28 protein-coding genes and 2 pseudogenes are annotated in these 25,935 nt (G+C 59.9%); 16 read left to right on the top strand and 14 right to left on the bottom strand.

The genetic code is table 11. The features are described 5' to 3' along the window. The first annotated feature begins 103 nt into the window (after positions 1-103). Positions 104-850 carry an outer membrane protein gene (locus J2R76_RS11690; RefSeq protein WP_076826360.1) on the top strand — a complete coding sequence of 249 codons (747 nt, stop codon included), beginning with the start codon at positions 104-106 and terminating at the stop codon, positions 848-850. A gap of 88 nt (positions 851-938) precedes the next feature. Continuing rightward, on the top strand, positions 939-1,595 hold the full coding sequence (locus J2R76_RS11685) for a hypothetical protein (protein ID WP_253623975.1): 657 nt from the start codon (positions 939-941) through the stop codon (positions 1,593-1,595). Between the two features lie 196 nt (positions 1,596-1,791). Here J2R76_RS11685 and J2R76_RS11680 read toward each other — a convergent pair whose 3' ends face one another. Next, positions 1,792-2,229, bottom strand: coding sequence for a DUF2721 domain-containing protein (locus J2R76_RS11680; protein WP_076826362.1), 438 nt, complete (start codon positions 2,227-2,229; stop codon positions 1,792-1,794). Positions 2,230-2,427: 198 nt separating this feature from the next. Further along, positions 2,428-3,858, bottom strand: coding sequence for a DUF1254 domain-containing protein (locus J2R76_RS11675; protein WP_253623974.1), 1,431 nt, complete (start codon positions 3,856-3,858; stop codon positions 2,428-2,430). 382 nt (positions 3,859-4,240) lie between these two features. On the opposite strand from J2R76_RS11675, the gene J2R76_RS11670 reads away from it, so the two are divergent. From J2R76_RS11670 to J2R76_RS11660, 3 genes are all read left to right on the top strand, one after another. Next, positions 4,241-5,680 carry a DUF1254 domain-containing protein gene (locus J2R76_RS11670; protein WP_253625998.1) on the top strand — a complete coding sequence of 480 codons (1,440 nt, stop codon included), beginning with the start codon at positions 4,241-4,243 and terminating at the stop codon, positions 5,678-5,680. A 111-nt stretch (positions 5,681-5,791) separates the two neighbouring features. Then, positions 5,792-6,916 (top strand): HlyD family secretion protein, encoded by a 1,125-nt coding sequence (locus J2R76_RS11665; protein WP_253623973.1) that lies wholly within the window; start codon positions 5,792-5,794, stop codon positions 6,914-6,916. Between the two features lie 61 nt (positions 6,917-6,977). Next, positions 6,978-7,409 carry a hypothetical protein gene (locus J2R76_RS11660; protein ID WP_253623972.1) on the top strand — a complete coding sequence of 144 codons (432 nt, stop codon included), beginning with the start codon at positions 6,978-6,980 and terminating at the stop codon, positions 7,407-7,409. Positions 7,410-7,633: 224 nt separating this feature from the next. Here J2R76_RS11660 and J2R76_RS11655 read toward each other — a convergent pair whose 3' ends face one another. After that, positions 7,634-8,668 carry a helix-turn-helix transcriptional regulator gene (locus tag J2R76_RS11655; protein WP_253623971.1) on the bottom strand — a complete coding sequence of 345 codons (1,035 nt, stop codon included), beginning with the start codon at positions 8,666-8,668 and terminating at the stop codon, positions 7,634-7,636. A 473-nt stretch (positions 8,669-9,141) separates the two neighbouring features. Here J2R76_RS11655 and J2R76_RS40605 point away from each other — a divergent pair, with 473 nt between their 5' ends. Next, positions 9,142-9,507 (top strand): helix-turn-helix transcriptional regulator, encoded by a 366-nt coding sequence (locus J2R76_RS40605; protein ID WP_082653779.1) that lies wholly within the window; start codon positions 9,142-9,144, stop codon positions 9,505-9,507. 636 nt (positions 9,508-10,143) lie between these two features. Here the strand turns inward: J2R76_RS40605 and J2R76_RS11645 are convergent. Both J2R76_RS11645 and J2R76_RS11640 read right to left on the bottom strand, forming a co-directional pair. Beyond that, positions 10,144-10,422, bottom strand: a complete 279-nt coding sequence (locus tag J2R76_RS11645; RefSeq protein WP_253623970.1) for a hypothetical protein — start codon at positions 10,420-10,422, stop codon at positions 10,144-10,146. Between the two features lie 67 nt (positions 10,423-10,489). Continuing rightward, complete coding sequence (locus J2R76_RS11640; protein ID WP_253623969.1) at positions 10,490-10,750, bottom strand: hypothetical protein; 261 nt, start codon at positions 10,748-10,750, stop codon at positions 10,490-10,492. Positions 10,751-10,790: 40 nt separating this feature from the next. Here J2R76_RS11640 and J2R76_RS11635 point away from each other — a divergent pair, with 40 nt between their 5' ends. The 6 genes and pseudogenes from J2R76_RS11635 (at position 10,791) to J2R76_RS11610 (ending at position 15,191) form a co-directional block, all read left to right on the top strand. Next, positions 10,791-11,549 carry a 4-hydroxyphenylacetate 3-hydroxylase family protein gene (locus J2R76_RS11635; RefSeq protein ID WP_253587192.1) on the top strand — a complete coding sequence of 253 codons (759 nt, stop codon included), beginning with the start codon at positions 10,791-10,793 and terminating at the stop codon, positions 11,547-11,549. Between the two features lie 16 nt (positions 11,550-11,565). Next, a complete protein-coding gene (locus J2R76_RS11630) occupies positions 11,566-11,946 on the top strand; it encodes a hypothetical protein (protein ID WP_057017180.1) in 381 nt (126 codons plus the stop codon). A gap of 21 nt (positions 11,947-11,967) precedes the next feature. Then, entirely contained in the window at positions 11,968-12,657 is a 690-nt protein-coding gene (locus J2R76_RS11625; RefSeq protein ID WP_253590458.1) for a DUF3363 domain-containing protein, read from the top strand. A gap of 206 nt (positions 12,658-12,863) precedes the next feature. Continuing rightward, entirely contained in the window at positions 12,864-14,006 is a 1,143-nt protein-coding gene (locus tag J2R76_RS11620) for a GSU2403 family nucleotidyltransferase fold protein (protein WP_253623968.1), read from the top strand. A 591-nt stretch (positions 14,007-14,597) separates the two neighbouring features. Then, positions 14,598-14,747: pseudogene (locus tag J2R76_RS40950) on the top strand (conjugal transfer protein TraG); the annotation flags it as partial. 279 nt (positions 14,748-15,026) lie between these two features. Continuing rightward, positions 15,027-15,191 (top strand): hypothetical protein, encoded by a 165-nt coding sequence (locus J2R76_RS11610; protein WP_246786821.1) that lies wholly within the window; start codon positions 15,027-15,029, stop codon positions 15,189-15,191. A gap of 14 nt (positions 15,192-15,205) precedes the next feature. On the opposite strand, the gene J2R76_RS11605 is transcribed toward J2R76_RS11610, so the two are convergent. Then, entirely contained in the window at positions 15,206-15,451 is a 246-nt protein-coding gene (locus tag J2R76_RS11605) for a hypothetical protein (RefSeq protein ID WP_253587190.1), read from the bottom strand. Between the two features lie 201 nt (positions 15,452-15,652). Between J2R76_RS11605 and J2R76_RS11600 the strand changes: the two genes are divergently transcribed. After that, complete coding sequence (locus J2R76_RS11600; protein ID WP_253587189.1) at positions 15,653-16,381, top strand: Crp/Fnr family transcriptional regulator; 729 nt, start codon at positions 15,653-15,655, stop codon at positions 16,379-16,381. A gap of 1,280 nt (positions 16,382-17,661) precedes the next feature. Then, entirely contained in the window at positions 17,662-17,940 is a 279-nt protein-coding gene (locus J2R76_RS11595) for a PRC-barrel domain containing protein (protein ID WP_253587188.1), read from the top strand. 901 nt (positions 17,941-18,841) lie between these two features. Here the strand turns inward: J2R76_RS11595 and J2R76_RS11590 are convergent. From J2R76_RS11590 to J2R76_RS11575, 4 genes and pseudogenes are all read right to left on the bottom strand, one after another. Beyond that, positions 18,842-19,039 carry a hypothetical protein gene (locus J2R76_RS11590; RefSeq protein WP_233475604.1) on the bottom strand — a complete coding sequence of 66 codons (198 nt, stop codon included), beginning with the start codon at positions 19,037-19,039 and terminating at the stop codon, positions 18,842-18,844. Positions 19,040-19,503: 464 nt separating this feature from the next. Next, a pseudogene (locus J2R76_RS11585) lies at positions 19,504-19,653 on the bottom strand (DNA ligase); the annotation flags it as partial. A gap of 270 nt (positions 19,654-19,923) precedes the next feature. Then, entirely contained in the window at positions 19,924-20,085 is a 162-nt protein-coding gene (locus J2R76_RS11580) for a hypothetical protein (RefSeq protein WP_309143532.1), read from the bottom strand. A 386-nt stretch (positions 20,086-20,471) separates the two neighbouring features. Continuing rightward, positions 20,472-20,807, bottom strand: a complete 336-nt coding sequence (locus J2R76_RS11575) for a nuclear transport factor 2 family protein (RefSeq protein WP_057017189.1) — start codon at positions 20,805-20,807, stop codon at positions 20,472-20,474. Positions 20,808-20,959: 152 nt separating this feature from the next. Here J2R76_RS11575 and J2R76_RS11570 point away from each other — a divergent pair, with 152 nt between their 5' ends. Further along, the gene (locus J2R76_RS11570) at positions 20,960-21,208 is read left to right on the top strand and encodes a hypothetical protein (RefSeq protein WP_057017190.1); all 249 of its coding nucleotides are present in this window, start codon (positions 20,960-20,962) and stop codon (positions 21,206-21,208) included. Between the two features lie 733 nt (positions 21,209-21,941). Here the strand turns inward: J2R76_RS11570 and J2R76_RS11565 are convergent. Further along, complete coding sequence (locus J2R76_RS11565; protein ID WP_253587186.1) at positions 21,942-22,226, bottom strand: hypothetical protein; 285 nt, start codon at positions 22,224-22,226, stop codon at positions 21,942-21,944. Between the two features lie 464 nt (positions 22,227-22,690). Beyond that, positions 22,691-24,037, bottom strand: a complete 1,347-nt coding sequence (locus J2R76_RS11560; RefSeq protein WP_309143531.1) for an ATP-binding protein — start codon at positions 24,035-24,037, stop codon at positions 22,691-22,693. Positions 24,038-24,109: 72 nt separating this feature from the next. Here J2R76_RS11560 and J2R76_RS11555 point away from each other — a divergent pair, with 72 nt between their 5' ends. After that, the gene (locus J2R76_RS11555) at positions 24,110-24,754 is read left to right on the top strand and encodes a response regulator transcription factor (RefSeq protein WP_253587185.1); all 645 of its coding nucleotides are present in this window, start codon (positions 24,110-24,112) and stop codon (positions 24,752-24,754) included. A 137-nt stretch (positions 24,755-24,891) separates the two neighbouring features. Here the strand turns inward: J2R76_RS11555 and J2R76_RS11550 are convergent, their stop codons facing one another. Next, positions 24,892-25,332: a hypothetical protein gene (locus J2R76_RS11550; RefSeq protein WP_253587184.1), complete on the bottom strand. Its 441-nt coding sequence runs from the start codon at positions 25,330-25,332 to the stop codon at positions 24,892-24,894. 136 nt (positions 25,333-25,468) lie between these two features. After that, a complete protein-coding gene (locus tag J2R76_RS11545; protein ID WP_253623967.1) occupies positions 25,469-25,723 on the bottom strand; it encodes a hypothetical protein in 255 nt (84 codons plus the stop codon). Positions 25,724-25,935 lie beyond the last annotated feature (212 nt).

Here is a 25,935-nt window from a genome sequence, read left to right as displayed (position 1 = left end):
CCGCTAAGAATTGGTCGGCGGTGACAGTTTCTGCATACCGACTGAGACAAGGTCGATGGCAAGTGGCTCATGTGTTTTCCACGTTCAATGAGGCTTGCAGGCGATGAAGAAAATCAGTTTACTTACCGCAGCGGCGGTGATGTCCGTTGCGTTCACGGGTATTGCAAAGGCCGCCGATCTTCCGCAGCGGCCGGCGTACAAGGCGGCGCCGATCGCAGCGCCCATGATGTACAACTGGTCCGGCTTCTATCTCGGTATCAACGGCGGATATGGCTGGAGCAACCAGTGCATCGATATCACCGCAATCAATGGAATTGGCGGCGTCTTCGCGGAAGGCTGCAATAGCAAGGGCGGCGGCATCATCGGTGGCCAGCTTGGCTATCGTTGGCAGGCCGGACAATTGGTGTACGGTCTGGAAGCGCAGGGCGACTGGGCCAACATCCGAAACACGCGCATCAGTGCGCAGGACCCGACACGTACTTACAAGTCCACCCTCGCCGGCCTGGGCCTCTTCACGGCTCAACTGGGCTACGCGGCCAACGAGGCCTTGTTCTACGTCAAGGGCGGCGGCGCGGTTGGCAGCCAGGACTTTGCCATCATCGACAATGTGAGCGGCACGGGCCTCGCCTTCGCGAACCGGACCCGCTGGGGTGGCGTCGTGGGTGTCGGCTTCGAGTACGGCTTCTCTCCGAATTGGACGGCCGGCATCGAGTACGACTATCTGTGGCGGGTAAACGAGAGCAACACGTTCCTGACGCCGTCACTCGGGCGCATCACGTCGATCACCGCCAACACCAAGACGGACGCGAGTCTGCTGGCGCTCCGCCTCAACTATAAGTTCGGTTACTAGTGAAGAAAGGAGGTCGTCCAATTCGGCCGGCCTCCATTCTTGTTTCATCATGCCTGGGTCCAGGTAATCCACTATTCCGGAGTTGATCATGCTGTCGAATACGATGCGTGCGATTGCTTTTCTCGGTGCTTTGGCGGCCACAAACATGGTCTTGGCGCAAGACACGGCGTCCCATGCGCCGCTGAAGACGATCGGGGCCAACAAACCCCAGGTCGTTCCATCACTGATCGTCTTCAACTCCAGGGGCGCGAACGTGCAGCCCGGCAAGCTGGTCCTCACTGGCGTCGCGCCAAATGCGATCATATTTGCGGATCGGCCGGTTCGCTCGGCCGGTCACGATCTGACCAGCCATATCGTCGAAGACTGGGGAACCGGCAGCGACAATTTTGCAAAGAATCCGCCCAACGCCACGGTGTCCGTATTCCAGAAGGACGGCAGCACCGTGCGCGATGTCGTTGTCACACTGAAGAATCCCAAGCTCGAAGGTGATAACCTTGCCTTCGATGTCGATATTCTCGAAGGTGACGTCAAGGGCGCCGACGGTCCTGCCTCTGTCTTCATCGACATCATCGGCCTTCCGTTTACGCCGCTTTCATTCGCTGGCGTTGCGCGACGCACGGCCTATCGAGGTGCGTATTATGCCGGAGCCGCCGCGGCGGCTGGCGCTGCGGCCGCCTACGCTTACCACCCGTATTACTATCGGCCGCCGGTTTGCGGGTACTATCCCTATCCCCCGTGCTACTAGCGGGACCGCGCGGAGTGTGGCCTGGCGTCCTTGCGCCGGGCCAGCCTCTGGCTGATGCGCCTTGTGTACCATTTGCGTCCAGCCGGCACTGGACGATGATTCTCTCGACTCGAGGAAGTGCCGGCCCGTCCAGAAACGAGGCGATTTCGGGTCTTGGCGCTACAACGCGAAAGAGCCCGGCTGAGCCGGCCGCTTGCTACGGATTGGGCTTGTGATGACTGAGGTCATGCAGTGAAAGGCGGGCCTCGCGCACCAGATCTACAAGCGAGAGCGTGAAGAAGCTGAGAGCGACAACAAAGAGCAGTGCAACGCCGTACTCATGCTGGAATCGAAAGAAGGTACACACGAACGCCAGGATCACCAGCAGCGAGGTGACGATTGCGCTGACCGTCGCGAGAACGATTGCCTTGTTCAGAAGCACAGCGCGACGCCTGAGGTGTGGGATATCAGGGTGCGTTCCGGAACGGTCATCGTCGGCCGTAGCGTGCAATGCCTGTAGCCTGTCGACGACGCGATTCATGCGCCCTATCAAAAGCGACACGAAGGCCGCAACTGCGCCAAGGAGAAATGCGGGCGCCGCTACTTGCGAAATGACCTGCGACAGGTGCGCGGCGGTCGGTGTGTCGATCAGCATGGCTACTTTTCTCCGCGACCGGTACCTGCGCCGCCGCCTACATTGGAGTCAGGGCGAGCGCTCGCAACGAAAGCTTAGCGCATCGTTGGTCACGGGGAGCTTTTTACAACGATGTGAGATCGTTTGCTCAAGATAATCGCTGCGCAGCGTGACGGGCAAGGGGACGCCGCGAAGCGTCCCCTTGCCCGTCGCTTAAATTTACGTCGCTTTTTTGGCCGCCGGGATCGACCAAGTGCCGTCGAGGATCGACGGGTCGTCCTCGTTCGGCCAATACATGCGCAGCATCAGGATGAACTTGCCGGTCGGTGCAGGCAACCAGTTCGACTCCTTGTCGGCCCCCGGGGATTGATTCTGGATGTACAGGTCCGTTGAGCCGTCCGGATTGACCTTGAGGTTCTGTCGCGGACTGATCGAGTACCGATTGATCGGGTTGGAGACGAAGAAGTAGTTGGCATCGTACATGGTAACGGACCAGAAGCCGCTCACCGGCGGCAATTGGCCCTTTGGAAAACGCATGACGTATTTGTTCGAGCCGTGATAGTCGCTACCGTCTGCATCCTTTAGCGAAAGCGGATAAACCGCGTCTCTGTTGCGGTTCGCGCCGAGCCCGATCGCGGTGACCAGCGCACGGTTGAGATAGTCGGTCCCGTAGACGCCGGTCTTGGTGTCGTAGATCCATCCGTTGACCTTCTTGATGGCGTCGTTGACCTTGAGCTGGAGCATGATGCGATCGAAAGCGGCGCGGGGAATGCGCTTGACGAAATCCGCGTCCAGCTTGCTGGCATCGAAGTCTTGGCCCGGGACAAGACCGATCTTGGCGAACCGCGCGAGTTCGGGCGCGTCAGCAGCAAAGGGAGGGTTCACTTTCATCAGCTGGGCGAGCAGGGCGAAGTATTCGGCCGCATCCATGCGGTTGACCTGTTCGCGCACGGCCGTCTTCATGTCGATGGACGGATCGACCTTGCCCGAGGGCGGCGTGTAGTCCTTTCCGTAGGAACTCAGCGGCACCAGCTTGAACTGGTCCTGCAAGGCGTGGACGGCTGCGTAGTCTTCCGGAGTGCCCGTGCAGTAGATCCGGCCGAGCAACCAGACGATGTTGGTTGGGGCCTTCAATTCCTTGACGCCGGACGGAAGCGTGCCGCTCCAGCCGGGACCCGTGATTGCATAGGTCTGCGCCCCGGTGCCGGTTGTGCGTTTTCCGGGCACGGCGAACACATTGGTCCAGCCGTCGAGCATCGGCAGCAGGAAATACCGGTCCTTCATGTCGGGAATGCTCAACACCCATGGCTCCTTGCCGACGTCGAAAAATGCAGTGGTGTAGAGCGTATCGGCGTTCGGTGCTGTCACATCGCGAAACGAGGCATCCGGATACTGACGCAGCTTGATGATTTGCCCCATTGGAGCGCGCGTGCCCTCCGCTTTGACGACGTTGGTGAAGACCCGGCGGGTCATCTCGATTGTGACAAGTGGATAACCGAACACATAGGCGTCGGTGGCGAGCCAAAAATCTTCCGCCCCTTCAACGATATCAAATACTGGGCCTTCGTGCGCTCGGAGGATCGACGGGGTCAGTGCGGTGGAAGCGGCGGCAAGTCCGGTCTTCAGCGCAAAACGGCGGGTGATGTCCATCGTTGTTTCCTGGGATTGGTTTCGTTCAAGGCGGCTTTTTGGCAGCGTTGCGGCGCTCCATCTCGTGCCGCGCAAGGCAGGCTAGCCCGTACTTCCCAGCATCGGCTATGCAGTTTCTGACCTTGGTCGGAGGCCCATCCGACCAATCGCTTGGCGAGCCGGGGATCCGAGCGGGCGCATGCCGAAGTCGAAGACCCCGCGCTGGCAATAACTGAGCGCGATTTCAGACCATTGCTTCGCGCGGGGCTGGAGATTGCCGAATTTGCATAGTGGGTGGCCGCTTTTTCGTTAGGTTGGCGAGCGGACGAAAAGACGCTTGGCGTGTCAGGCCCGTCCACCACGGAAACGGAGTAGGTTGATGCAAAAGCGATCGAGCCCGAACATGCTGACGAAGCGCGATTTGCTGAGATCTGCCGCGCTGGCAGGCGTCGCCGCTGCTGGCGCCCAATCAAGCCAGGCTTGGGCCCAGTGGTCGGAACGTCCGGGATTCTTCAAGGCCAAGGACATCGCAGAGGCCGGCTTCATCTATGGCCTGCCGATGGTGATGGCCTACGGCGTCATGAACGAGTACGCTGTCGACAAGTCGTCGGGCCAGTACAAGGCGCCGTTCAATACACTGTTCAACGAGGCGCGCGTCTTCACATACGAAGATACCGCCGTGATCACCCCCAACAGCGACACGCCGTATTCGTTCGCTTGGCTGGACCTGCGGGCCGAACCGCTTGTCTTTTCGGTGCCGGCGATCGACCCCAAGCGCTACTATTCGCTGCAGTTGAACGACCTCAACACGTATAATTTCGGCTATGTCGGGACGCGCGCCACCGGCAGCGATGCCGGAAGCTATATGATCGTCGGCCCGCGATGGACCGGCGTGACACCGGCCGGCATCAAGAAGGTATTCCGGTCGACCACCGATTTTTGCCTGGGGCTCTTACGCACGCAGCTGTTCGACCCGGCCGATATCGAGGCCGTCAAGAAGATTCAGGCCGGCTACAAGGCGCAGCCGCTTTCCAGCTTCCTGAATCAGCCGGCGCCTTCGCCGGCGCCGGCGCCTTCTTTCCCCAAATTCGAGAAGGACCTCGTCCGCACCGAGTTCTTCGAATACCTTGATTTCGCGCTTCAATTCGCGCCGGCGCTGCCGGAAGATCGCTGGATCCGCGAGCAGCTGGCGCGGATCGGCGTGGGGCCAGGGAAGAGCTTCGATTTCCGCAGCCTGTCGCTGGAAGACAAGGCGGAGATCCTGCTTGGCATGAAGGAGGGCGAGCGCAAGGTCAGCGAGGCCGTTGCGACCCTCGGCAAGGACATCAACGGCTGGCGCGTCGGCGCGCCGTTCGGCGATGCCGCATTCTTCCATGGCGACTGGCTTATGCGCGCGGCAGCCGCGAAGGCCGGCATCTATGGCAACGACGCGGTGGAGGCCATGTATCCTTTGGGCAAGGTGGATGTCGATGGCAAAGAACTCGACTGCTCGAAGTCGAGCTACACGCTTACCTTCCCGGCGGAGCAGCTGCCGCCGGTCAACGCCTTCTGGTCGGTGACGATGTATGACGGCAAGACGCAGCTTTTGGTGAAGAACCCGATCAACCGCTACCTGATCAACTCGCCGATGCTGCCGCACATGAAGTGCGGTTCCGACGGCTCGCTGACGATCTACGTCCAGAACAAGTCTCCGGGAGCCGACAAGGAGGCAAACTGGCTGCCGGCGCCGGATGGCCCGATCTATGTGGTGATGCGACTGTACTGGCCGAAAACCACGCCGCCATCGATTCTGCCAGCTGGTGAAGGGACGTGGAAGCCTCCCGGCTTCAAGCGCGCGTCCTAGAGATCGAATTTTTATCGGCCGGATGCGCGGCGACAGAGTCGCAATTGCACGCATCCGGCCGGCACGGGCATGGCACCGCCCTTGTGAGTGTTCAATCCCGGTGCACGACAGATGCAGGAGATCATCGTGCTCATCATCCTGACGCTCTATTTGGTCCTGGTCTGGCTCGTTTTCTCGAGGCTCAAGCTGGTCCGATGGGGCTGGGCGTCCGGCACCGTCACCGTGCTGCTTGGCGCGTTCATCCTCGCGGTATTCCTCGCGATGTTCAACTACCTGACCCCGTCGGGAAGCTTAGTCGTGATTTCCCGCGTCATGGAGGTCGCGCCCAATGTCTCCGGCGAGGTGATCGAAATCCCGGTCAAGCCAAACGAACCGGTGAAGGCCGGCGCGGTGCTGTTTCGCATTGATCCGGCACCGTTCCAGTACAAGGTCAACCAGCTCGAGGCATCGCTCGCCCAGGCACGCCAGCAGGTCAAGCAACTGAAGGCCAGTTACGAGCAGGCGACGGCGAATGTCGATGGACTGACCAAGCAGCTCGCCTTTCACACCCAGCGGCTTTCCGATTACCGCAAGCTCGTCAGCGAGGAGGCGCAGACCGCGTTTCGTCTGCAGGACGTCCAGGTGCAATACGACACGGTCGAGTTTCAGCTTCAGGCGGCCAAGGCCGCACAGCTGAGCGCACAATTGGCGATGGAGTCGGAAATCGGCGGCGTCAACACAACCGTCGCACAGATCCAGGCCCAGCTCGACCATGCGAAGTGGGAGCTCGAGCAGACGACGATCCGCGCTATCGGCGACGGTGTCGTTACGATCATGGCGCTGTCGGTCGGCGACCGCGCCATGCCGGCGCGCTCGGTGATGTCGTTCATCGTCGCAAACGATATCGTCATCACCGGCATGTTCCCGCCGAACGGATTCCGGACCATCAAGCCCGGCGCGTGGGTCAAGCTCGTCTTCGACGACGACCCTGGCCGCATCCACGAAGCGACGGTCATGGCTATCCCCCAAGGCGTGGGGCAGGGCCAGATCGCGGTCTCAGGTACGCTGGCGCGGGTCGGCTCGATCGGAGGCGCGAAGGCTTATCCGGCTGCTATTTCGATCCCGAAGACCATCGACCGTAGCCAACTCCGGCTCGGAATGCCGGGCACCGCCACCGTGTTCGCGGACAACGCCGGCGTCATCGGCCTGTTGATGTCGATCCTGGTCTGGATCGGTTCGTATACGGCATATTTATAGCCGCCTTCCATTTCACTCTCGGCTCCAATTGGTAGCTCATCCAGATATCTCCGGAGAAAAAATGGGTCTTCGATCTGCAGGCAGTATTGCAGCCCTCGTTTCGGTCACTCTTCTTGTCCAGTTGTGCTCGGGTGCTCGCGGTTACGCCCAGCAATCAACTGGTCAATTGTTGATCTCATCGGGATTCAGCCCTGTCGCTGCGACCACGCCGGAGCTGTTGAATCGGCTGATGTTGTTCCCGTCCAATCAATTTCAGCTGCGGCAGAGGAGCGGACGTCCCTACTACGTTTACGCGGATCCCTCCGGATGTACCTGTGCGTATGTCGGCAGCGTGGCCGCTATGGACAAATATCGCGCCAGTTATGGTGCATTGCCGGCAACTACGCTCTCGGCAGGCGGCTTTACGAATCCCGAAGAGAACCTGATCAACAGCATGGAAAACGATGACGCTTCGGCCCAGTTCAACGATGACGTATTTGGTCCGGACTTTTAGGTTTGCCTGATGTGCGTTCGAGCATGAGGGCCCCGCGCGTTCGCGGCACACGCACCGCACCGACCTGACCGTCGGCAGCGTTCTGTTGATGGAGACCGGCGCTTCAGCTCCTCGGCGCAAAGGAGGAGGGATCTATCCCACCCGAAGTCGTGGCGCTCCCATCCAGCGAAGCCGGGTCCGATCGATCGACGTTGATGTCGTGTCGAATCAAGGGATACCTTCAATCATTCGGGCAGCATGGCGCCCAAGGCAGGCGCTTGTCCCGGCCGCGATTGCGCACGAAACTGCCGCGGCGTAACGCCGGTAATGCGGCGGAAGGCGCGCGTAAAGTGCGCTGGATCCGTATAGCCGGAGGAGAATGCGATTTCGATGATCTTGGAATCCGTGTCGCGCAAGAGCTTGCTGGCATTCTCGAACCGGATGGTGTCGAGCAGATCCGAGTATGTCATGCCGGCGTACGCCAGCTTACGTTGCAAGCTCCTCGCGCTCGCGCCAGCCATCTCCGCAACCTGAGCGAGAGCCGGAAGTCCCTGGTCGAGGTAGGACGGCAACATCAACTTGAGCGTTGCGATGATGTCATGACCTGACGGGCCAGCCTGATCGTCTTGCAAGGAGGGCACTTGCTCCTTTGCGCGATTGGGAAGGCTGAGGAGCGAGATCGGCACGTCGATCCACGATGCGTCTTGTCCCGACAGGAAACGCGTGTTTGGCCAGAATGATTGACACGCGGGGCTCGGCGTATACCGGGCTTCAAACGCGATTGTAGCAGGAGCCCAATCCGGTCCGGCGAATTGCCGGACAATGTATATGGGGAAAATATTCTGAAGCCATTGTGAATGCTCGAGATGCAGGAGTCCTTTTGTTCCAGTGAGACTGCTGCAAAACTTCACGTGACCGTCGTGGCGCTCGATCCAATTCTTCAAGTTCGAGTCCTCGATCGATGCCCATTTGCAAGCCTGTTGCAGCGCGACCAACAGCGTTGGGGCATGGCCGATCAGAGTCCGGGTTTTCTCGCTCAGGTGACAATAGTGCAGACGTTGGGAGGCGAGGAATCCAAAATCCGGAATACCTTGTGATCTCCGGGCGATTTCCGCGAAGTCGATTGCTCGCAGAATCGGAACGTAGTGATTGGCCTTTTCTTCCAATGATGTCGGAAGATGAAATTTTGCCAGAAACGAACCCGTCGACGCGCCGATTTCGCTAAGGATATCAGCGAAAGGAATGAGGAACTGGCAGCGCGTCAAATGAATATTTGCCACCGGGCCGCCCCTCGATTGTAAAATGGATGCTGCCTGTCGGCGGGAGTTTCGCTGGGACCGGGCGTTGGCGCGGCCGGCAAAAATGGAAGAGTTCGCTGCCCCCTCCCGGCATGCACCTTTCTCTGCACCCCAGCGATCGGCTGCGAGCCACTCCTTCGATGCGGGTCTTGCCGGCTTTTTTGGCGGCTTATGGCCAGACGGCCAACAATTCGCTGCATAGGCTTACTTGAGATCAAAACTACGACCGGAATGGAGGAAAGCTAAGCCCTTCGTGCTGCGTTTCGATGAATTCTCTCTCCGTACCCTCGCAGCATTACGTGCGCTCGACAATGGTTGAACGAGAGCCACTGGGTGATCGAAAGGCGCCCCAGTTTTTCCGGACAGTCGGCCGGAAGGAGGCCCGGAATGCCCATGGCGTCGAAGCATCTGGTATTCTCTAGACGGAGCATAGACTTCGTGCCTCACACCAACAGATGAGAGCCGTCCGTTTGCCTTCGTCCGAAGCGATCCGCGCGGCCATTGTCGCGTCGCTGCGACATGGTGACGCAACCATAAATGGCACAGCTCGCGCATGCAAGATCAGCTCGCGGACGTTGCAGCGTCATCTCGGCCGTATGGGCACAAGCTACCGCGCAATGCTTGCGGAGGTTCGCTTGAATTTGGCTTGCCGGCTGCTCGTAGACTCGAGTAAGCCCCTGTCCGACGTCGCAAAATTCCTCGGCTATTCCAGTGCAAGTAGTTTCAGCCGCACTTTCGCGCGTTTGATGAAAGTCCAGCCCGTTGTCTACAGGCGGCAGCAACTTGCTGGTAAACGTCGGCACGCGTCCCATCGCATATGACTTGCGCGATCGATAGCTGAATTATTCCACAAGATTGGCGTGAAATGGCAAGACGCACGATTTGAATTGGAGCGAAACGTTCGGCGAGATTTCGGGGCTCCGCGAGGAGCCATTTTGCTTTTTTTGACGTTCAAGAGGCGCAGGGACGCTACGGGAAGCTATATGGCCCGGCCGAAGCAAAAGCAGAGCGACGCAGGCTGGCGAGCACGGTAGGCATCGCGTCATGCAATCACGTCGCCGAGCACGAGCGGCCAGCCGCCGAATCAGCTCTATCCGTTCGCGACAAACAGAAGGCGCTAGGGCTATCCGCCAGACGACCTTCGTCGCGGCGTCGGCGAGCCCTGAGATCGTCCGGTCGGTGCCTGCACAGACCGATCTGGGCGCTTACGCCAGTCTCGACCAGCGCATTGTCGATGCGATCGCGGTGGTGTGCCTGGCGCATGGGATAGGTTGATCGTCCAGGCGTCATCGACCCCGACCTTCTGAATATGGTATCGTCGCGACAGCGAGAGGTCTGGCGCGATCTGGTCGGACCTAAGAATTGGCCTTGACCTGACTAGGTCAGCTAGCCTGCTCATGTAGCGGACTCCCGCTACCATTGGCCACGATTTGCTCCGTCACGGCGCAGAACGGGAATTACAGCGGGCCATGACGTGCTGCTGGCCGCTTCTGACGAAGCTTAGGTGCCTTGGCTCGGGAGGCGTTCTGATCCTCCTGAAGTTTGAGCGTCGCTCTGGCGTGTTCGGCGAGTTTCAACGCGTTGTCGGCGTTCGAAGCGAGCCGTGACAGCAACTGGGACAGCACTTTGAACTCCTCACGCGTCAGCATGCTAAACAAGGCGTCGTTGACCGGGCGCTGCAAAGCGGCAGGGCGGATTAGTAGGCTCATTCCGCGTTGGGTGAGCGCAAGTTGCACCCGTCGTCCGTCTTCGGGGTGGGGGCTTTTCTCGAGCAGGCCGTCGGAAACCAGCTTGTTGATCTCGTTAGTGACGAAGGCGCCGCTCAGATATAGCCGCTCGGCGACCTGATTTCACGCCCATCGGTTCTTCCGCAGTCGAATTCTTGATCGCAATCAATATCAGATATTGGGTGGGCGACAGGTCGACGAAGCCCGCGAATATTTCGCGGCAGGCCTCAAGACTGCGTCCGAACGCGAAATAATCGTAGAGCAGGCCGCGAAGCGTGCGGTCTCCTTCCTTGTCGAGCAGTTCGGGTTTCGACGCCGTCAGGAGTGCATCGTTCACGCGGTCAATCTCCTCGCCAAATCATGGCATTGCGAGCGCGGTGTTCGACAATCCCCTGTCGAGCCGCTTCGACGAGGATGACTCAGTTCTCTGCTTCGACGACGTGAAGGTGCCTTGGGATCGCGTCTTCATCGAGGGCAACGTCGAGATGTGCCAGAAGCAGTTCCACGCCATGCCTTGTCACGTCTACCAAAACTACCAGGCGATGGTCCCTCTCAGCGTGAAGCTCACGTTCCTGACTGGCCTTGCGCATCGGATCGCCGAAATGAACGGCGTCACGCAATTCCCGCAGGTTCGCGAAATGCTCGGTCAGCTCGCAGCCGAGACCGGCATGGTCGATGCGCTGGTGGCTGCGATGGAGGCAAAGGGCACGCAGGTCGGTCCCTACTTCATCCCGGATCGGCACACGCTCTATTCCGCACAGGTCCTGACGCAGCAGCTCTACGCCCACATCATCAATACGCTGCGCGAGCTCGCCGGCGGCGGCATGATCATGCTGCCTTCGTCGGTGGCGGACTTCGGCAACCCGGAGATTGCTGCCCTGATCGACCAGACGCAGCAGTCGCCGAAGGCCAATTCGCACGACCGCGTGAAATTCTACAAGCTCGCTTGGGACGCCGTCGGCTCCGAGTTCGGGTCGCACCATCAGCAATACGAGATGTTCTACGCCGGCGCGACTTTCGTTACCAAGGGCCATTCCTATCGCACCTACGACTGGACCGGCGCCGATCGGTTGGTGCAGACGATGCTCGATTCCTACGACCTCAACGGCGTCTCGACCTCCAGCAAAGCCGCCTGAATCAGGGAGCAAACACATGCCCGTCAACAAGAAGCACGACGAATTCTACACGCTCGTTAAGACCACCGGGTGGGAAACGCCCGCGGGCTATCCGGCCGGCATCCAGCAGAAGATCATCGCCGGCGGCCGAGATGAGGAGAATCGGCACGGTACGAGAACCCGGCTGCTCCGTTTTGCGCCCGACGTCTATACGACGGCGCCGTTCTCGCACGAGTATTGGGAAGAGGTCTATCTCGTCTCGGGCGACCTGATCGTCGGCAACGATGACAAGGGCGAGGGCGGCGTGAGCTTCCCGCCGAACACTTACGCCTGCCGGCCTCCGCACGCGCCGCACGGTCCGTTCAAATCCGTCGGCGGCTGTCTGCTCCTGGAGATGCACTACTTCGATCCGGTTTGATTCCGGTTCGCTAGCGACCGCCTGCACCGGGAGTTCGACCCGCAGGCATCGAGCGAATATGTCGGATCGCACGTACGGCGTCTGGAGGCGATGCGGCGTGAGGCAATGGTAAGCCGTCTTGCCGACGGGAGCTGGAATGTCGGCGACGACTATCTCGACCGGGCGCTCCGATACGAGAAGCTGCAGCGCTCGCGCAATCCGGTACGCGTCGCGGTGTTGTCATGGCAGAGACTCGAAGATCTGCCGCAGGCGCTGGGAGCAACGTGGCTTGATCGCAAGCTGATTGGCAAGGAGCCCGATGGGTTCGTGTCGGCTGGCTTCGGGGCGGAAGTCGAGACCGCATTGCGAACCAGGCGGCAATGGCTGATCGAGCAGGGGCTGGCGCGAGAGCAAGGGGGGCAAGCGCGGTACGCGCTGAACATGCTCGAGACGCTCGAGGCCCGTGAGCTGGCAAGGACTGCGGCCGACATATCCGCGCGCACCGGGCTTGAGCATGTCGACGTCAAGGCCGGCGACAAGGTTGAGGGCGTCTACCGGCGCGTGCTCACGCTGCACAGTGGGCGGTTCGCCTTGATCGAGCGATCCCATGAGTTCGCGCTGGTGCCCTGGCGGCCGGTGCTGGAGCGGGCGCGCGGGCAATTGGTCACCGGTCAGGTCGGCGGGGAGGGCATTTCCTGGTCGATCGGCATCAAGCGCGGAATTGGACGCTAGTGGCCGGATGCTCGGAAAGTCAGTCAGTTTCCGTCCAGGAGCGTTCGTGTTCCATCCAGGAGCGTTCGTGGAATTCATCTTTTGTGTGTCCAAGGAATTGAAATTAATGAGTATTATACTATTTTTGCGAGAATAGTATAGCTGAAATGTTCCAGAATACCGGTGGTTATACTATTCTCGCGAAAATAGTATAGCGAGGTTCCGAGATGCCGTCGAACCAAGCCCTCGATATCAGCTACCAGACGCTCTATTCGGAGCTTGTCCAGCGAAGCCTGGACGAGAGCTTCACCTCCGAATTTTCCATGAGCGGCCGCTTCGTAGCGGTCGAGGTGAAGGGCAAAAAATACTGGTACTTCGACACGCCGAAGCCCGAAGGCGCCGGCCAACACCGCCGCTATGTCGGTCCCGTCGACGATCCAGAGATCACCAAGCGGGTCGAAGCATTCAAGGATCTGAAGGCCGATCTCAAGGGACGTCGCCGTCTCGTTTCCACATTGACGCGCGAGGCCTATCTGCCGCGTCCTCTGCCGATGGCTGGCCAGGTGGTGGAAGAATTGGCGAAGGCCGGCTTCTTCCGCATGAGGGGCGTGCTCGTCGGCACTGTCGCCTATCAGTGCTACGCCGCCGTGCTCGGTCGACGCCTTGATGCGGCCGCCATGCAGACCGGCGACGCCGACTTTGCGCAATTCCACGAAATCTCGGTGGCGGTCAAGGATTCCATGCCTCCCATCCTGGAGGTGCTGCGCCAAGTCGATCCGACCTTCCGCGAGGTCCCGAGCCAGGCCGACGGCAGGGTCTCCACCCAATTCACGTCGAGGGGCAACTTCAAGGTTGAATTCCTGACGCCGAACCAGTGGTCGGACGACCAGGCAGGCAGGCCGGTCCCGATGCCGGCCCTCGGCGGGGCAGCGGCACTGCCGCTCCGTTTCCTCGACTACCTGATCTTCCAGCCGATCCGCGCGGTGCTGTTGCACGGTCCGGGCGTGCCGGTCCTCATTCCATCGCCCGAACGCTACGCCATCCACAAGCTGATCGTCGGCTCCCGCCGCAAGGAGGACCGCGATGCGACCGCAAAAAGCGCAAAGGATCGGCTGCAGGCCCGATCGATCATCGAAGCGATGATCGCCAACAGGCAGCAGGCGGACCTGGCGGCCGCCTATACGGAGGCATGGGATCGCGGCGATCAGTGGAGAGCGGCGATCCGCACCGGCATCGCGACCTATGATGACAGCTTCCAGACGTTGCTCCGGACCGAACTAGGGAAGGGTGTGTCCGAGCTCGGCTCCGATCGCGCCCCCTACGATCTCGCAGACAAGTCAACCGACACGCCAACCTCTCGTCCACAGTGATCCGCGGACCGCAGGCTCAACACCGACGCGGCCGCAACGCAGCCTCGACCAGCAGCAGCGGCACACAAGCCGGGCGCAAGAAGCTCGGCCAGGCATGCTCTGCCGACGAAGATCGACATGCCGATCATGTCGACGTCATCAAACAAGCTGCTCCCTGCGCGCCGGAACCAACAAGCCTGAGCCTGGTCGGCATGTGCACGCCTTGCGGGGCATTTCTCGAACGACATGCTCATCGCTGATCCATCCGGCACTCCGAAGCCCGCGCACAATGAGAAGCAGCTTGGTCATGCAGAATCGAGGCGCGACCACGCACCGCCTGCCGACAGAGGCAATATCTCTTCGCTGTTGAGTAACCGATCGCCCGGTGGCTGAGCGTGACATGGCAACGAGATGCAATCTGCGCCAGGTGTTCACGCGCTGTTGAAGCATTCGATGATGCTGTGCTGATCTTGATCCGCAACTTCGGCACTTGATCGGGCTTGATCGAAATCGCGCTCGCTGATGGCGCGACTTTTTATTTCGATTGAAGGCTCGCCGAATTTCGCCGTTCTCATCGTGCCGCTCACGTCGCGTGGGCGGATGGGGCGGCGAATGTTTCCAGCAAAGATCTACATCGGTCAGATCACGATCGTGTTCGGCATCGTCGTCGCGTCGACCTGAGGAGCGACGCAATGGACCGCGGCAGCCCTCGGCTTTCAGCAACGGCTGGGTGAACCCTGGTTCGCGATCGCCGGCTATCCTCGCCTGTTTAGCTTTTTATCGCGGCGGTGCCCTGATCGCTGAGGTCATCTTTCGGATTTCAAATCTCACCCATGCCCGCCGCCGTCAGAACGGGAAGCATGTCATGGTTTCGACGTAGCCCATCTGGTGAGATTCTGAACGTCAGCCGATCCAGCGGACTGACGATGAAGCGCCTAGCTCTGATGTCCCGCAAGACCCAGCGAAGTCGGATAGCCTCGCCCAAGGGCAAGCTCTCCAACTCACTCATCAGCTGGTTTGATCCTACGGTAGTGCATCCCCATGTCACGTCGCACGAGAGATCTGCGCTGGCTGCCGAAGGGTATCCAGCAGCTGCTGCTCTTCATCGATGCGCTGGCGAAAGCGCTCGCGCTCCCGTTCCGAGGTCGCGGTATCGATGAGATACTGGTAGTCACCGACGATCTTCTCGCTAACGCGAATGAGTAGCTTTTAAAGTTCGATCATGGATGTTTTTCTCCCGATCTCCCGGCGGCTGGATGACACAGCCGGCATATGCCCAGAGGCGGAGCGTCAGAGGCCACGCCTTGCGTGGCCTCCAGTTCCTCGCCGATGCGCCTTTCGATGAACTGACGCTCCAAGTCGGAAAGCTGCGTTTTCAGAAGCCACCGATAATGGCGGATGTTGGTGCGGTGCGCTTGGAGTTGCTCGAGCCGCTGGTCGATCAATCTGGAGTATGGCTTCTCCATCGGGCCGTACCTTGAGACTGCCGGGCTTCAGCCAGGTTATCGAGGAACATCGCGGTCCCCCCAATTGTTATCTAAGCATCATCGGCAACTATCAATTGGGCGCCGGTGGCTGAGAGTGTCGTGCTCCCGATCATTCGCTGGCGAAGCAGGCATTTCACCGCCGGCGCTACGCTCATTTCCTCCAATGCGGGGAGAACGCCGATGGATTCAAGCACCGCGACTAGCCTGATCACAAAGTTAACTGCCTCCAACCGGCTCGACAGCGATGACATTCAGGCACTTGAGCAGCTGCCGATCCAGGAACGCCAAGTCCCGGCCCAGCACATTATTGTCGCCGATGGCAGCCGGCCAAAGGAATGTTGCCTTCTCGCCGAAGGATTTGCGTACCGTGCAAAAATCACGCAGGACGGCAAGCGGCAAGTCCTCTCGTTGCACATTCCCGGCGAAATACCGGATCTGCAGAGCCTCTACCTCAACGTCATGGACCACGATTTCACGACGCTGACATCCTGCACGCTTGGCTTCATCCCTCATGAAGCGATCAAGGCCTTGTGTAAGCAGCGCCCGAATGTGACAGGTGCGCTTTGGCGCGAAACGCTCATTGACGCGGCGATTTTTAGGGAATGGATCGTCAATGTCGGCCGCAGGTCCGCGGACGAGCGTATGGCCCACCTTTTCGCCGAAATTCATCGTCGATTGAGGGCTGTCGGTCGAACGAGCGACGGTGATTTCGACTTCCCTATTACGCAATCCGATCTTGGAGATTGTCTCGGACTTTCGACGGTCCACGTCAACCGCACGCTGCAGGAACTGCGGCAAGAAGGTATCATGCAAGTCGAGCGGCCACACTACCGCATTCTGGACCACGACAAATTGGAGGAATTGGCCGGATTCGATCCGGCCTATCTTCACTTGCAGCCGACTGGCTAGCTCGAAGGGGAGACGATGCGCTTGGCGGTGACGTCGATCTGAAAGATTGCGTTTTGTTCCTCCCTTGACCGCGATCGACCAACGATTGGATTTGTCGAGGTCCAGATTGGACCCGATATCGCGAACCGTCGTCACGGCCTTCTGCCAGGCCATCTCGTCGTTCAGCAGTTCCTCGCCATCGGGATCGTCAAACGGACGGTCATTCGAAATGAGGAGCGTAGCCGGCAACTCGTCGTCGAACTAGAGGCGTCTATCTCACTTTCTTATTTAGCCGAGTGTGCTCTAGGTTTTGTGCAAGCCACACGGCTGGTCCGAGCGGGCCGCAGCCGCCGCATAGTACCGGGGAAAATAGCAACCGATAGAACGATTGGGTTACCTGATCCGGGGAGCCAAATGCGCTCCGCTAGTGTCTACTACTACGACAAGGCGCGCCCTGTCATGCCCCAGCGCTGAGCAATTGTCGCGGAAACCCGTAGCCGTCCGGTCTCGACTATCGTCGCCACCGATCTAAGCCAGCTCGGCCTCGCGGTGTGATCTCGCGGTCCACTAAGAGGACGGAGCCGCCAAGCCCGACCGTACCCGGATTGGCGGTTCTCTTTTGCACCGAATGCAAAATTAACAGGCAGGTCGCGGCGGCGAGCCTGAGCCTTTGTCGCAATTTATCTGGAAATCGGAACCCGCGACCTAGCAGCTCGGTTTAACGCAAAAGCCCGGCCGTCAACTAGGACGGCCGGGCGAAAGTGATACGAGCTCGATGAACGCTGCGGATATGCTGCGGCGCGGCAGGGCGGTGGGTACCTCGGAGGGTGTTTAGCCGCCGGACTGAGGCACGAAAGCATTCACGTATGCCGCTATTCGCGCCGCCGGTGGCGGTCGTAGCTGACGGAATGGTGGCGGCCAATCCGCACCAGCGGTACAATCGCAATTGCTGCGAGATGATCGGTGCTCATGGCGATGTCCTTGCATCGCCCCCATCAATTGGTCTTCGAGCGCGAGCTATTCCCTATAGGCGCCAGGCGTACCCGCCACTTTGCAAGATCAATGCATCGGCGATGGGCGTTCTAGGTTCCTCATTCCATTCGTGATGAAAATTGGGGAACGAAGACGCCCCGCCAGAAAGCAGCAGGCCCCATAAGCGCGTTTCACATGTGCTAATGACGCGGTGCCCGCATGATAGAAAACTCGTCTTCGAGCGTGGCGCTCATATGGCGTGGGCTACCGCTCGACCCCAGCGTAAATCGATCGCAGCTTCAGATTACATTTAGGATAGTTGCGTACCCATGAACGAGTTTTTTGACTGCAGCAAACGCGCTTTAAACATCCTCTCCGAACTTCATGCTTCCGAAAAAGAGTTGGTGGGCAAGGGGGTCGTCTTGTCCGATGGGAAAGCCGGCACAATTGAGCACGTATTTGTAGACGACGTCCATGGGCTCCGCATTGCAATTGCGGGACATGAAGGTCGATGGCCAATAGCGATGGTCAAGCAATTGGAAGGGGATCATCTCTCAAGAAAGCCAATCGCCAAAGCCAAATTACGGCGTGCGATTCACGAAGGTTAATGACTCCGCTGCTGCACACTGCGACGATAGGCTTCCTACGAGCGAGCTTAAAACCATGGAACGCATGAATGGAGTGGAGCGGACATTTGCGTCTGTTACTGCGCTGAGTGTCTTGGTTCTCGTCGCTAGCCTGACCGCATATGCGTTTAGCTAGTGGAGCCAGAAAAGTAGCGGCATCCGAACAATAGGGTAGATAACTTTCATTTCGTATTGTTTCAGCCTTGGAAACAGGCTCGCTGCTTCTCGGCGGACAGCGGTCCTCGATCTGGCCTGGCCCCAGCATGATCCGGATGCTGGGGCCATCTTTTTTGTGCTGCCTAACAGGACGCGCTCCCAGCACAGGCCGATTGCGCCCAAAGCCTTCTGGCCGTCCTTTTCATAGGAGCGGGCCTGACGAAGTTGGGTTACTCTGAAGCCAGGCGCTGATCCCGCCCCACAACGTCTGACGCCGCAGTATGTAAGCAAAGCCCGGCCTCAGCGATTCCTACCGCGCTGAGACCGTTTTACTTTCAGGAACAAGTGGCAATTTGTGGAGTTGCAAGGGAGGTTGCTCTCGGGAGGTGGGACGGGGGGGCATCGGTCTCAGTGCTCTCCCGGGGCATTGGGCAGTTCGCTTTCGTGAAGGCAAGCTATGACAGAAGAGCGCCGAGACTGAACACTGATCGTCGGATTTCTCAGTATTGCGGCTCAGCGCCATGCTTGATTAGCCGAACCCAGGTTGAACGGCTCCGAAATGCCTGTGTCGTCCTTCGCGGCCGGCTCAAACGCGAACTGCGGTTCTGGACGTCAATGTTACTCGGATTTTCATGTTACTCGGATTTTCGCCGCTCTGGATCGTTGGCGGAGCTGCTGATTTCCTTTAGGTTGTAGCCGTTCCGCGAGATGCAGCAAATTGCCTAGATCACGGATGCAAAACAGAAAGCAGACGTTGTCGACGTTGCTCGCGGTCAAGTTGATCTTTTCGCATCATCTCGAACTGAGCTTGAGCCTTGATGGTGCTTTCGTTTGACCTCTTTAACTCGATCAGCAACGCCTCCTGCTCCGCGAGTCGTTTTTCTCCCTCCACAACATCAAGTTCAATCTGCCGCAACTCGTCCATGATCGAGTCTTTGTGCATCTTAGTCCATCGCACCCGTGCAGTTACAGCCGTGTGAGCTTAACCATTTCCAAGAGCTAGCCGTTCCTTGAATTCGACCTTGCGCTGCAGGATTTTTCGGCAGGCCATGGTGGGAATAAGTTGCAATAGGAACGGCAGGATGAAACGGCGGTTTTACTCTGCCGGCGTCGAACGCTACGGTCGCCGGCGACGACCAAAAAAGCGGAGACTTGGCTTCAGCGCCTTCGGCTGAAGCCATTTTTTTGGAACAGATGGCAATTCCGGAGACAGAGGCCTCGCTTAATTGTCGACAAGGGTGGCTCGGCGACAGGCCGCTTCCGTTGTTCGACAAGGCTCAGTTCGGATTTCGCTGATCCAAGGGCAGCGCTCGCTTTCGAATATGCCTGCGCTCGTTCAAAATGATCCCAGCGCGTGTCATCGCAGCAGTTGCAGCGCGGTAGGTAGGGTCATAGGTCCTCCCGCACGCCGCGAAAGAACGGATGCCGTACCTTGCCCTCGGCGGATTTGGAGCGGTACTCGATCTCGGCCAGTACTTTCGGTTCAACCCAGATCGCCTTGTGTGCAATGCGCTTGGTATAGGGCTGCTTCTTGCGGATCTACGAATCAGCGCGGGGCGGGAACGGTTGAGCGGCAACTGCCTCGGCACTAGCCTCCGGGCCCAGGAAGCGCTGGGGCCGTTATCCGGCCAACTGAGGCGGCCTGATTAGGCGAAAATGCTCGTCAGCAGCGCAGCAAGCATTGTCGCGCTAAATATCGCAACGCCAAGACAGATGCGCGCTGCCTTCGAATAGGGGTCGAAGTGAGGCTGGTTGATCATGGGCGGCCTATATTGGCGCCTGCAGAGTTTGGGGACATCAGCCACTCGGTCAGATGAGCCACCGCTTCGTCTTGCCGGCCCCCCTCAGCAGGGCCTCTTTCTTGGCTAATGGAGGCACCGCCTTGGCCTTCGAGCGCAGGCGCATGGCCTCGTCAGTCAGACGTTCTCCCAGTGATCGGGTTTGTTTGAAACGACGCCGCTTGCTAGTCATAAAGCTGCTCCTGTTTGTGTGGGGCGGGAGCGCGGTGGCGGCGTTCTCGTCACCGATAGTTACCGAGGGCCGTGCGGTGATGAACTGACAATGACCCCGCGGAAGCTGGGTTTCCATAACACCCGTTAACTGTCTGAAACTCTGACAAGCCTGCTCGGCCGCGGAACGCACGACAGGAATAAGGGCATAGGCCCAGGCGCGGGAACGGAGTTGTCACGACAACTATAGTGCCATGCACTGCAGTCCAAACGCGTGGTTGCCGCTGAGGCGCCATCACGCACGCCCGACAGATTCGATCCGCGCTGACAAATGGCCTCGGTGCCGAGATCAAAAGCGATCTTAAGGCCACGCAAAAAGTGAGCGGAAAGCCGTTGTGATGCTCGAGCCTAATCTCGGGCGGCGCCGGGACCACAGCTAACCGATTTGATCTGTCCAGCTGCATTGAAGATCAGAAGCGCGCTAACTAAGCCACTGGTCGTGATGTAAGAGACCGCGACGTAATCGCGGTTTGGCTGCATGTCGTTCAACCCGAAGGCGGGATAACGCTTGAGCCTGTCGACCCAATAAGCCCGGAGCGCTTCCCGGCCAGTCAGCGTCTTCTGGCCTCCACAATCGCAATGGATCACCGCATCATCGGCAAACATGCCAACGATATCTTCAATGTCGCCAGCGCGGTAAGCATCAAGCCAATCAACCGCCGCGGCCATCGGGTCAAAGGACATATTCCTCACCTACATGCCTAAAGAGGTGAGATTAGAGCGTTTCTAGAGGCGCCGCCTACGAATAGATGTCTGCTTAGCCTGACTTTTTATTTCGGTTCTCTAACAGCCAGCTCTGCGCGATTTCTGAGGCGTCAAACAAGCCGCAGGGGCAGTTGCAGCCGATCGTCGAGATGTCGAACGACAAAGCCCCGCAGGGCCGTCGGCACGTTGGTCTGTGCAGATCGCAACGGCGCTGGATTTCGCGGGCGACGTCTTCGGATACGTCTTCCGACCAGCGCTCGGCGGTGTTGAAGCCGATCAGCCGAATCGAGGTCGGTCGCCACGATGTCGGCCTCGCGCCGCGCGCGGCCGATCGCCCCGAAATCGTCGGCGACCAGGTAGATGGTCTGATCCGTCGATGAAACGATCGAGGGTGCCTAGCTGGGACCGACGCATGACGCAACTCCACGCAACAAGGGAGCGGGCTCGCCCCTTGTTGCCAATCCGCAGCAGAGGCCCCGGCGTGGCGCGTCCGGGGCCTCGCCTTGTGCGGTAGGGTTCTCGGCTTGGAGAGAGCCGAGAAGTGAATTCAAACCCCCATCGAAGGTGGCGTCAAGTCTCGGGAAAAAGCGGAAATTGTCTCGCCAGGATTCACATGGTTTATTTCCGGACCGGAGCGTCGTTGGGATGATCCGACCAACAGGGCAGGTAATTTTTATTTCGTATTTTTTCAGCCCTAGAACGACGACCGTTGCTTCCTGGCGGACAGCGGCTCGGCGACCCAGCTTGGCCCCAGCATGATCCGGATGCTGGGGTTTCTTTTATGAGTAGGAACGAAGCGCAAGCATTGGCATTTGTCGCCCTGTTCGGTGCCGCACCGCTACAGGCACTGAGACGCCCAGCTGCACACTGGCCCCAGCTTCACTGCTGGGGCCCTTTCTTATCACGCCGTCTAGATAGGGCACTGCCGCGACAAACGACAAACTAAGACACCCAATCGCATCGGGAAGGAGTAGCAATTTCTGACACCAGTGTTAGTTTTAAAGCCTCGGGTCACGTCCCGATTCATCAAAGGACGACTGGCCCCGGCACCAGTCTCTAGGCCCCCAAAGGTGCTGGGGCCGTTTTCTGTTAGAGGCCGCCAACTGGGGCGGCCTACATAGGCCTAATTTTTGTTTTCAGCTTACGATCGATCAGCATCTCGGCCCGGCGCTTTGCCAGTTCTGCCAATCGTGTGCGCACGGTATGGCGGGTGGTTTCTCCGCCGATCTCAATGATGATCTCGAACTGATCATCATATAGGCGTTTTACGTCGAAGGTGACGCCCCTGTGGGTGAAGGTGCTTGGCATATGCAGAGGATAGCAAATCGATGTGCGGTCCTTGTACCGGAATGCTACGGGAAATTGTCCCGGTGTAGGAATGGAGCCATGCAAGGCCACTTGCGGAGGTGGCCTTAATCTCCCGCGTCGCTGGTTAGCGGACTTCCTAGGCCGAGGCCTTCATGGTCCGCTCGACCTCATCAGCTAGCTCCGGTGGTGTGCCGCCAGCTTGGCAAACAGGTCTTTCCTTGTCGGATTGGTCGCCAACTTGCTGATCAGCTAGCGCCGCGCTGGATGCGAAGGTCTAACTCGGCCTCGACGCGCTCGGACTGCGCTGGGGCCGTTTTTGCGAAGAGGTCGCCAACTGAAGCCGGCCTCAATTTGTCGCCGTGTTCGTTTGGTTTGCTTATCGTCCCGGTGGCCTCGGCGGCGCCTTCGGGCTGAGGAGATCACGCCGCAAGGCGACGGGCTGGTGGATTATCTAAGCTATGAAGGCAAACGGGTTCGGATTGTGTTTGTATTCGATGCCCTTGGCAAGATTTCGCATATGCGGTGCGCCCGGTCCTCGCGGTGATGACGCGTCCTCATCGCGCAACATGGTTCTGGAGTGGAATCCGGCAACGCACGATGGTCTGGCCTTGCTCGCGCACCAGCTGCAGCGTTCCGTCGAGGGCGCGCACCCGTTCGTGCATGCCGGTCAGGCCTCTCCCAAAGGTCAGGTCCGGCGGCAGGCCAATGCCGTCGTCCGAAATCTCGAGCTGAATTTGATCGCCGTCGACGATCGCGGCGACGCCCATCGTGGTCGCGTGAGCGTGCCGGAGCGCATTGGTCACTCCCTCCTGGATAACGCGGTACGCGGTTTGCGAGAGCAGGGCATCGAGCTCATCCAGACGATCGTCGAGCCGGGATGTCACGCGGAGGCCGGGCGCCTGGGATCGGGCGTTTCGCAGCAACGTCTGTACGCTTGCGGCTAATCCAAGATCCGCAACATAAAGCGGGCTCAGTCCCTCGAGGACGCGCCTATTCGCCTGTTGCAAGGCTTCGGCTGCGCTGAGGATGCCATGCGCCGGCGAACCCGGCTCGGGCGGGCCCTCCGTCTCGGGATCCGACAGCGCGGTAGCGTTGGCGCGGATCGCGAACAGAAGCGGGCCCATCTCGTCATGTAGCTCCCGGGCGAGCTCGCGGCGCTCCTCGTCCTGCACGGCGACGATCTTGCGCAGCAGGTTCCGATTGTCTTGGCTAAGCCGCCTCAGCGTCACTGCAAGCTGATTGGCTTCCGCACAGCTCTCGCGGATCTCCGGAGGGCCGGCCAGCGGAATGGCGGCGACGTAATCGCCGTTTCGCATCCGGGTCAATCCGGCGCCGAGTTGAGCCAGCGGCCGAAGCGCCGCGCCGGTCGTGAAATAGGCGCTCAGCGCGGCGAGCAGCATCAGCGCCGAGCTCGACGAGACGATCGCAACGAAGCCCGCCCATTTCTCCTCGATGTCCGGCGACAGATCGGGACTGAAGACGATGTCCCCGACATGCGACGCTCCGATCCTGATCGGATGCGTGGAGCCGAGCTCCGGAACCTCGAGCAGGGCAGTGAACCACGCGGGAATGTTGCCGCGGTGGCGGTCCGCCGCGCTGCGCTGCGGCCGCGTTCCAGGCGGCACGAATGCGATAGTCTCGGACCTCCCGAGCTTGTCCGCGAATGCGTCGAGGGTTTGCGGAGGATTGCCGGCGACTGCGAGCGCGGCATTCAGCGCATTGGCCACCAGCTCGGCGGAGCGCGCGGCCTGGGCGTTCTCATTCTCGAACTGCTCGGGGGAGACGATCTGCAGGGCGAGGCCGCCGAGCAGCAAGGCGCCGACCACCATCGCGGCCATCGGCAGCAACAGCCGGGCACGAAGTGAGAGGTGGTTCCAGAATCTGTTCCAGAGTCTTGTCACGTCGGGCTCCGTTCAGCGATTCTTCTCTTTCAATTTCCGCGCGAAGTTCTATCAAAGGCAGGGGAGAGAATGATGCACGATACCTCCAAATCGTCCATGAGAGTATTGATCGTCGACGACCACCCGGTGGTGGTGTCGGGCTGCCGGTCCCTGTTTGCTTCCGACAAGGCGGTGAAAATCGAGGAGGCCGCCGATGCCAAGGCCGGCTTGCGCGCCTTTACCCAGAAGCGGCCGGACGTGACCGTGATCGACATCAAGCTTCCCGATGTCTCCGGATTCGAGCTGCTGCGCAGGATCCGGAAAGACGACCCGGTCGCCCGGATCATCATGTTCAGCATGAACGACGATCCCGCTTTCGTGGTGCGAGCGGTGGAGATGGGGGCGCAAGGCTATGTCTCCAAGAGCGACGATCCGCGCCTGTTCGTCAAGGCGGTGCGCAAGGTCGCGGCAGGCGAGCGGTTCATTTCGCCGCATCTCGCGGAGGCGATCGCGTTCGCCGGCGCCGCGATCAAGGCCAGCCCCGCCTCGCAGATGTCGGCGCGGGAGCTGGAGATCTTGCGGTTGCTCGGCCGCGGCGACAAGATCGTCGAAGTCGCATCAGCGCTAGGCATCTCCTACAAGACTGTCGCCAATGCCACGTCGCTGCTCAAGCAGAAGCTCGGCGCGAAGAACCACTCAGACCTGGTACGGATCGCCGTCGAAATGGAACTTGGCTGATCCTTGCATAAATTGAACTGGTCGCGTGCAGTGACGCGGACAATTCTTCATTGCCGTACACCAGGCGGCATTCATCAGGCCAAATCGAAGCGACGAACGCACCGGTAGCGGCAATCTTCAAGCAAGAGCTTCACGGCTCACCAGTTCGGGAACGACCAGCCCTGCCATTCCGGCTCGCGATAGCTCGCGAAGCGCTGACCGCGCTGTGCAAGTCGCTGGCGTCTCTCGCGCTGCGCCTGCCGGGTGGGCTTTGCGTGTCGCGCGCTGCGCTCGGGGCGCGCCGGCGGAGCTGCCCGCGACGCATCAACCTGCGCAACCGTCGCGGGCGGCGCAGCGGGGACCGGCGCCGCGACAGCCGCCGAAGCTGTGGGGGCAGGCGCGGCGGCAGGGAGCGGGGTGCTGGTGTCCATGCGTATCGCCTCCGGCCATTTGTGCTGCGAGCGAATGCGGATGATCGTGCGATCGATGTCGTTGCGAGCGACGGTGACTGGCGCCGGGGCTGAAAAATACCAGTCGGTGAGAAGCAGCAGGCCGAGCAGCGTCGCGCCTGTGAACAGAAAGTACCGGACCAGAGGCATCAACAACCTTCACCGCAATCCCGGACCGCATATCGGCACCGGCGCCGATCAACGGGAGAAAATGGCAAACGTTCCTCGCCGATCGCATGCGCTGAAACAGCCGCCCGCGGGCGGCCTCATCACGTCGTCGGTACGCTCACCAGGTCACCCAGTTGCGGCCGCGCCAATAGCCGCGCCCTTCGTGCTCGCGGAAGGTGAATCCCTCGCGGCCCCCAGCGCCAATTGTCCTCGGAACCACGACGCGGGATTCACGCGGATAAGCATAGGTCTCATGGGTGTGCCAGCACATCCGCCCAGCGCACGCGATCGCCGCCGATGCGCTGATCGCGGACGCGGTCAGGAAGCCAGCGCCAAGGATGGCGCCCGCGGCCGTCTCGCCTAGCGGTCTCATCTCATACCTCCTCAGGTCGGAACCTTTGCCGCTGCGCCAACATCCCGGTTTTGCTGCCGTCCCTTATGTCGGGAAAAATATGCAAATGGCTGGGAACGATTTGCCTCGGTGGCGGTTGATAACCTGCTTAAACGTACGCAATCAACTTCCCCAAAGGCTCCGGCGCGGTTCCCCGCTGCGCCGGAGCCAATCATTGTGCCGGGTCGCGGCGA

This window comes from Bradyrhizobium sp. USDA 4532 (assembly GCF_024171315.1).
GTDB classification, from domain to species: domain Bacteria; phylum Pseudomonadota; class Alphaproteobacteria; order Rhizobiales; family Xanthobacteraceae; genus Bradyrhizobium; species Bradyrhizobium australafricanum.
Note: the sequence above shows the minus strand (reverse complement) of the source record. Positions and strands in the feature narration are given on the sequence as shown.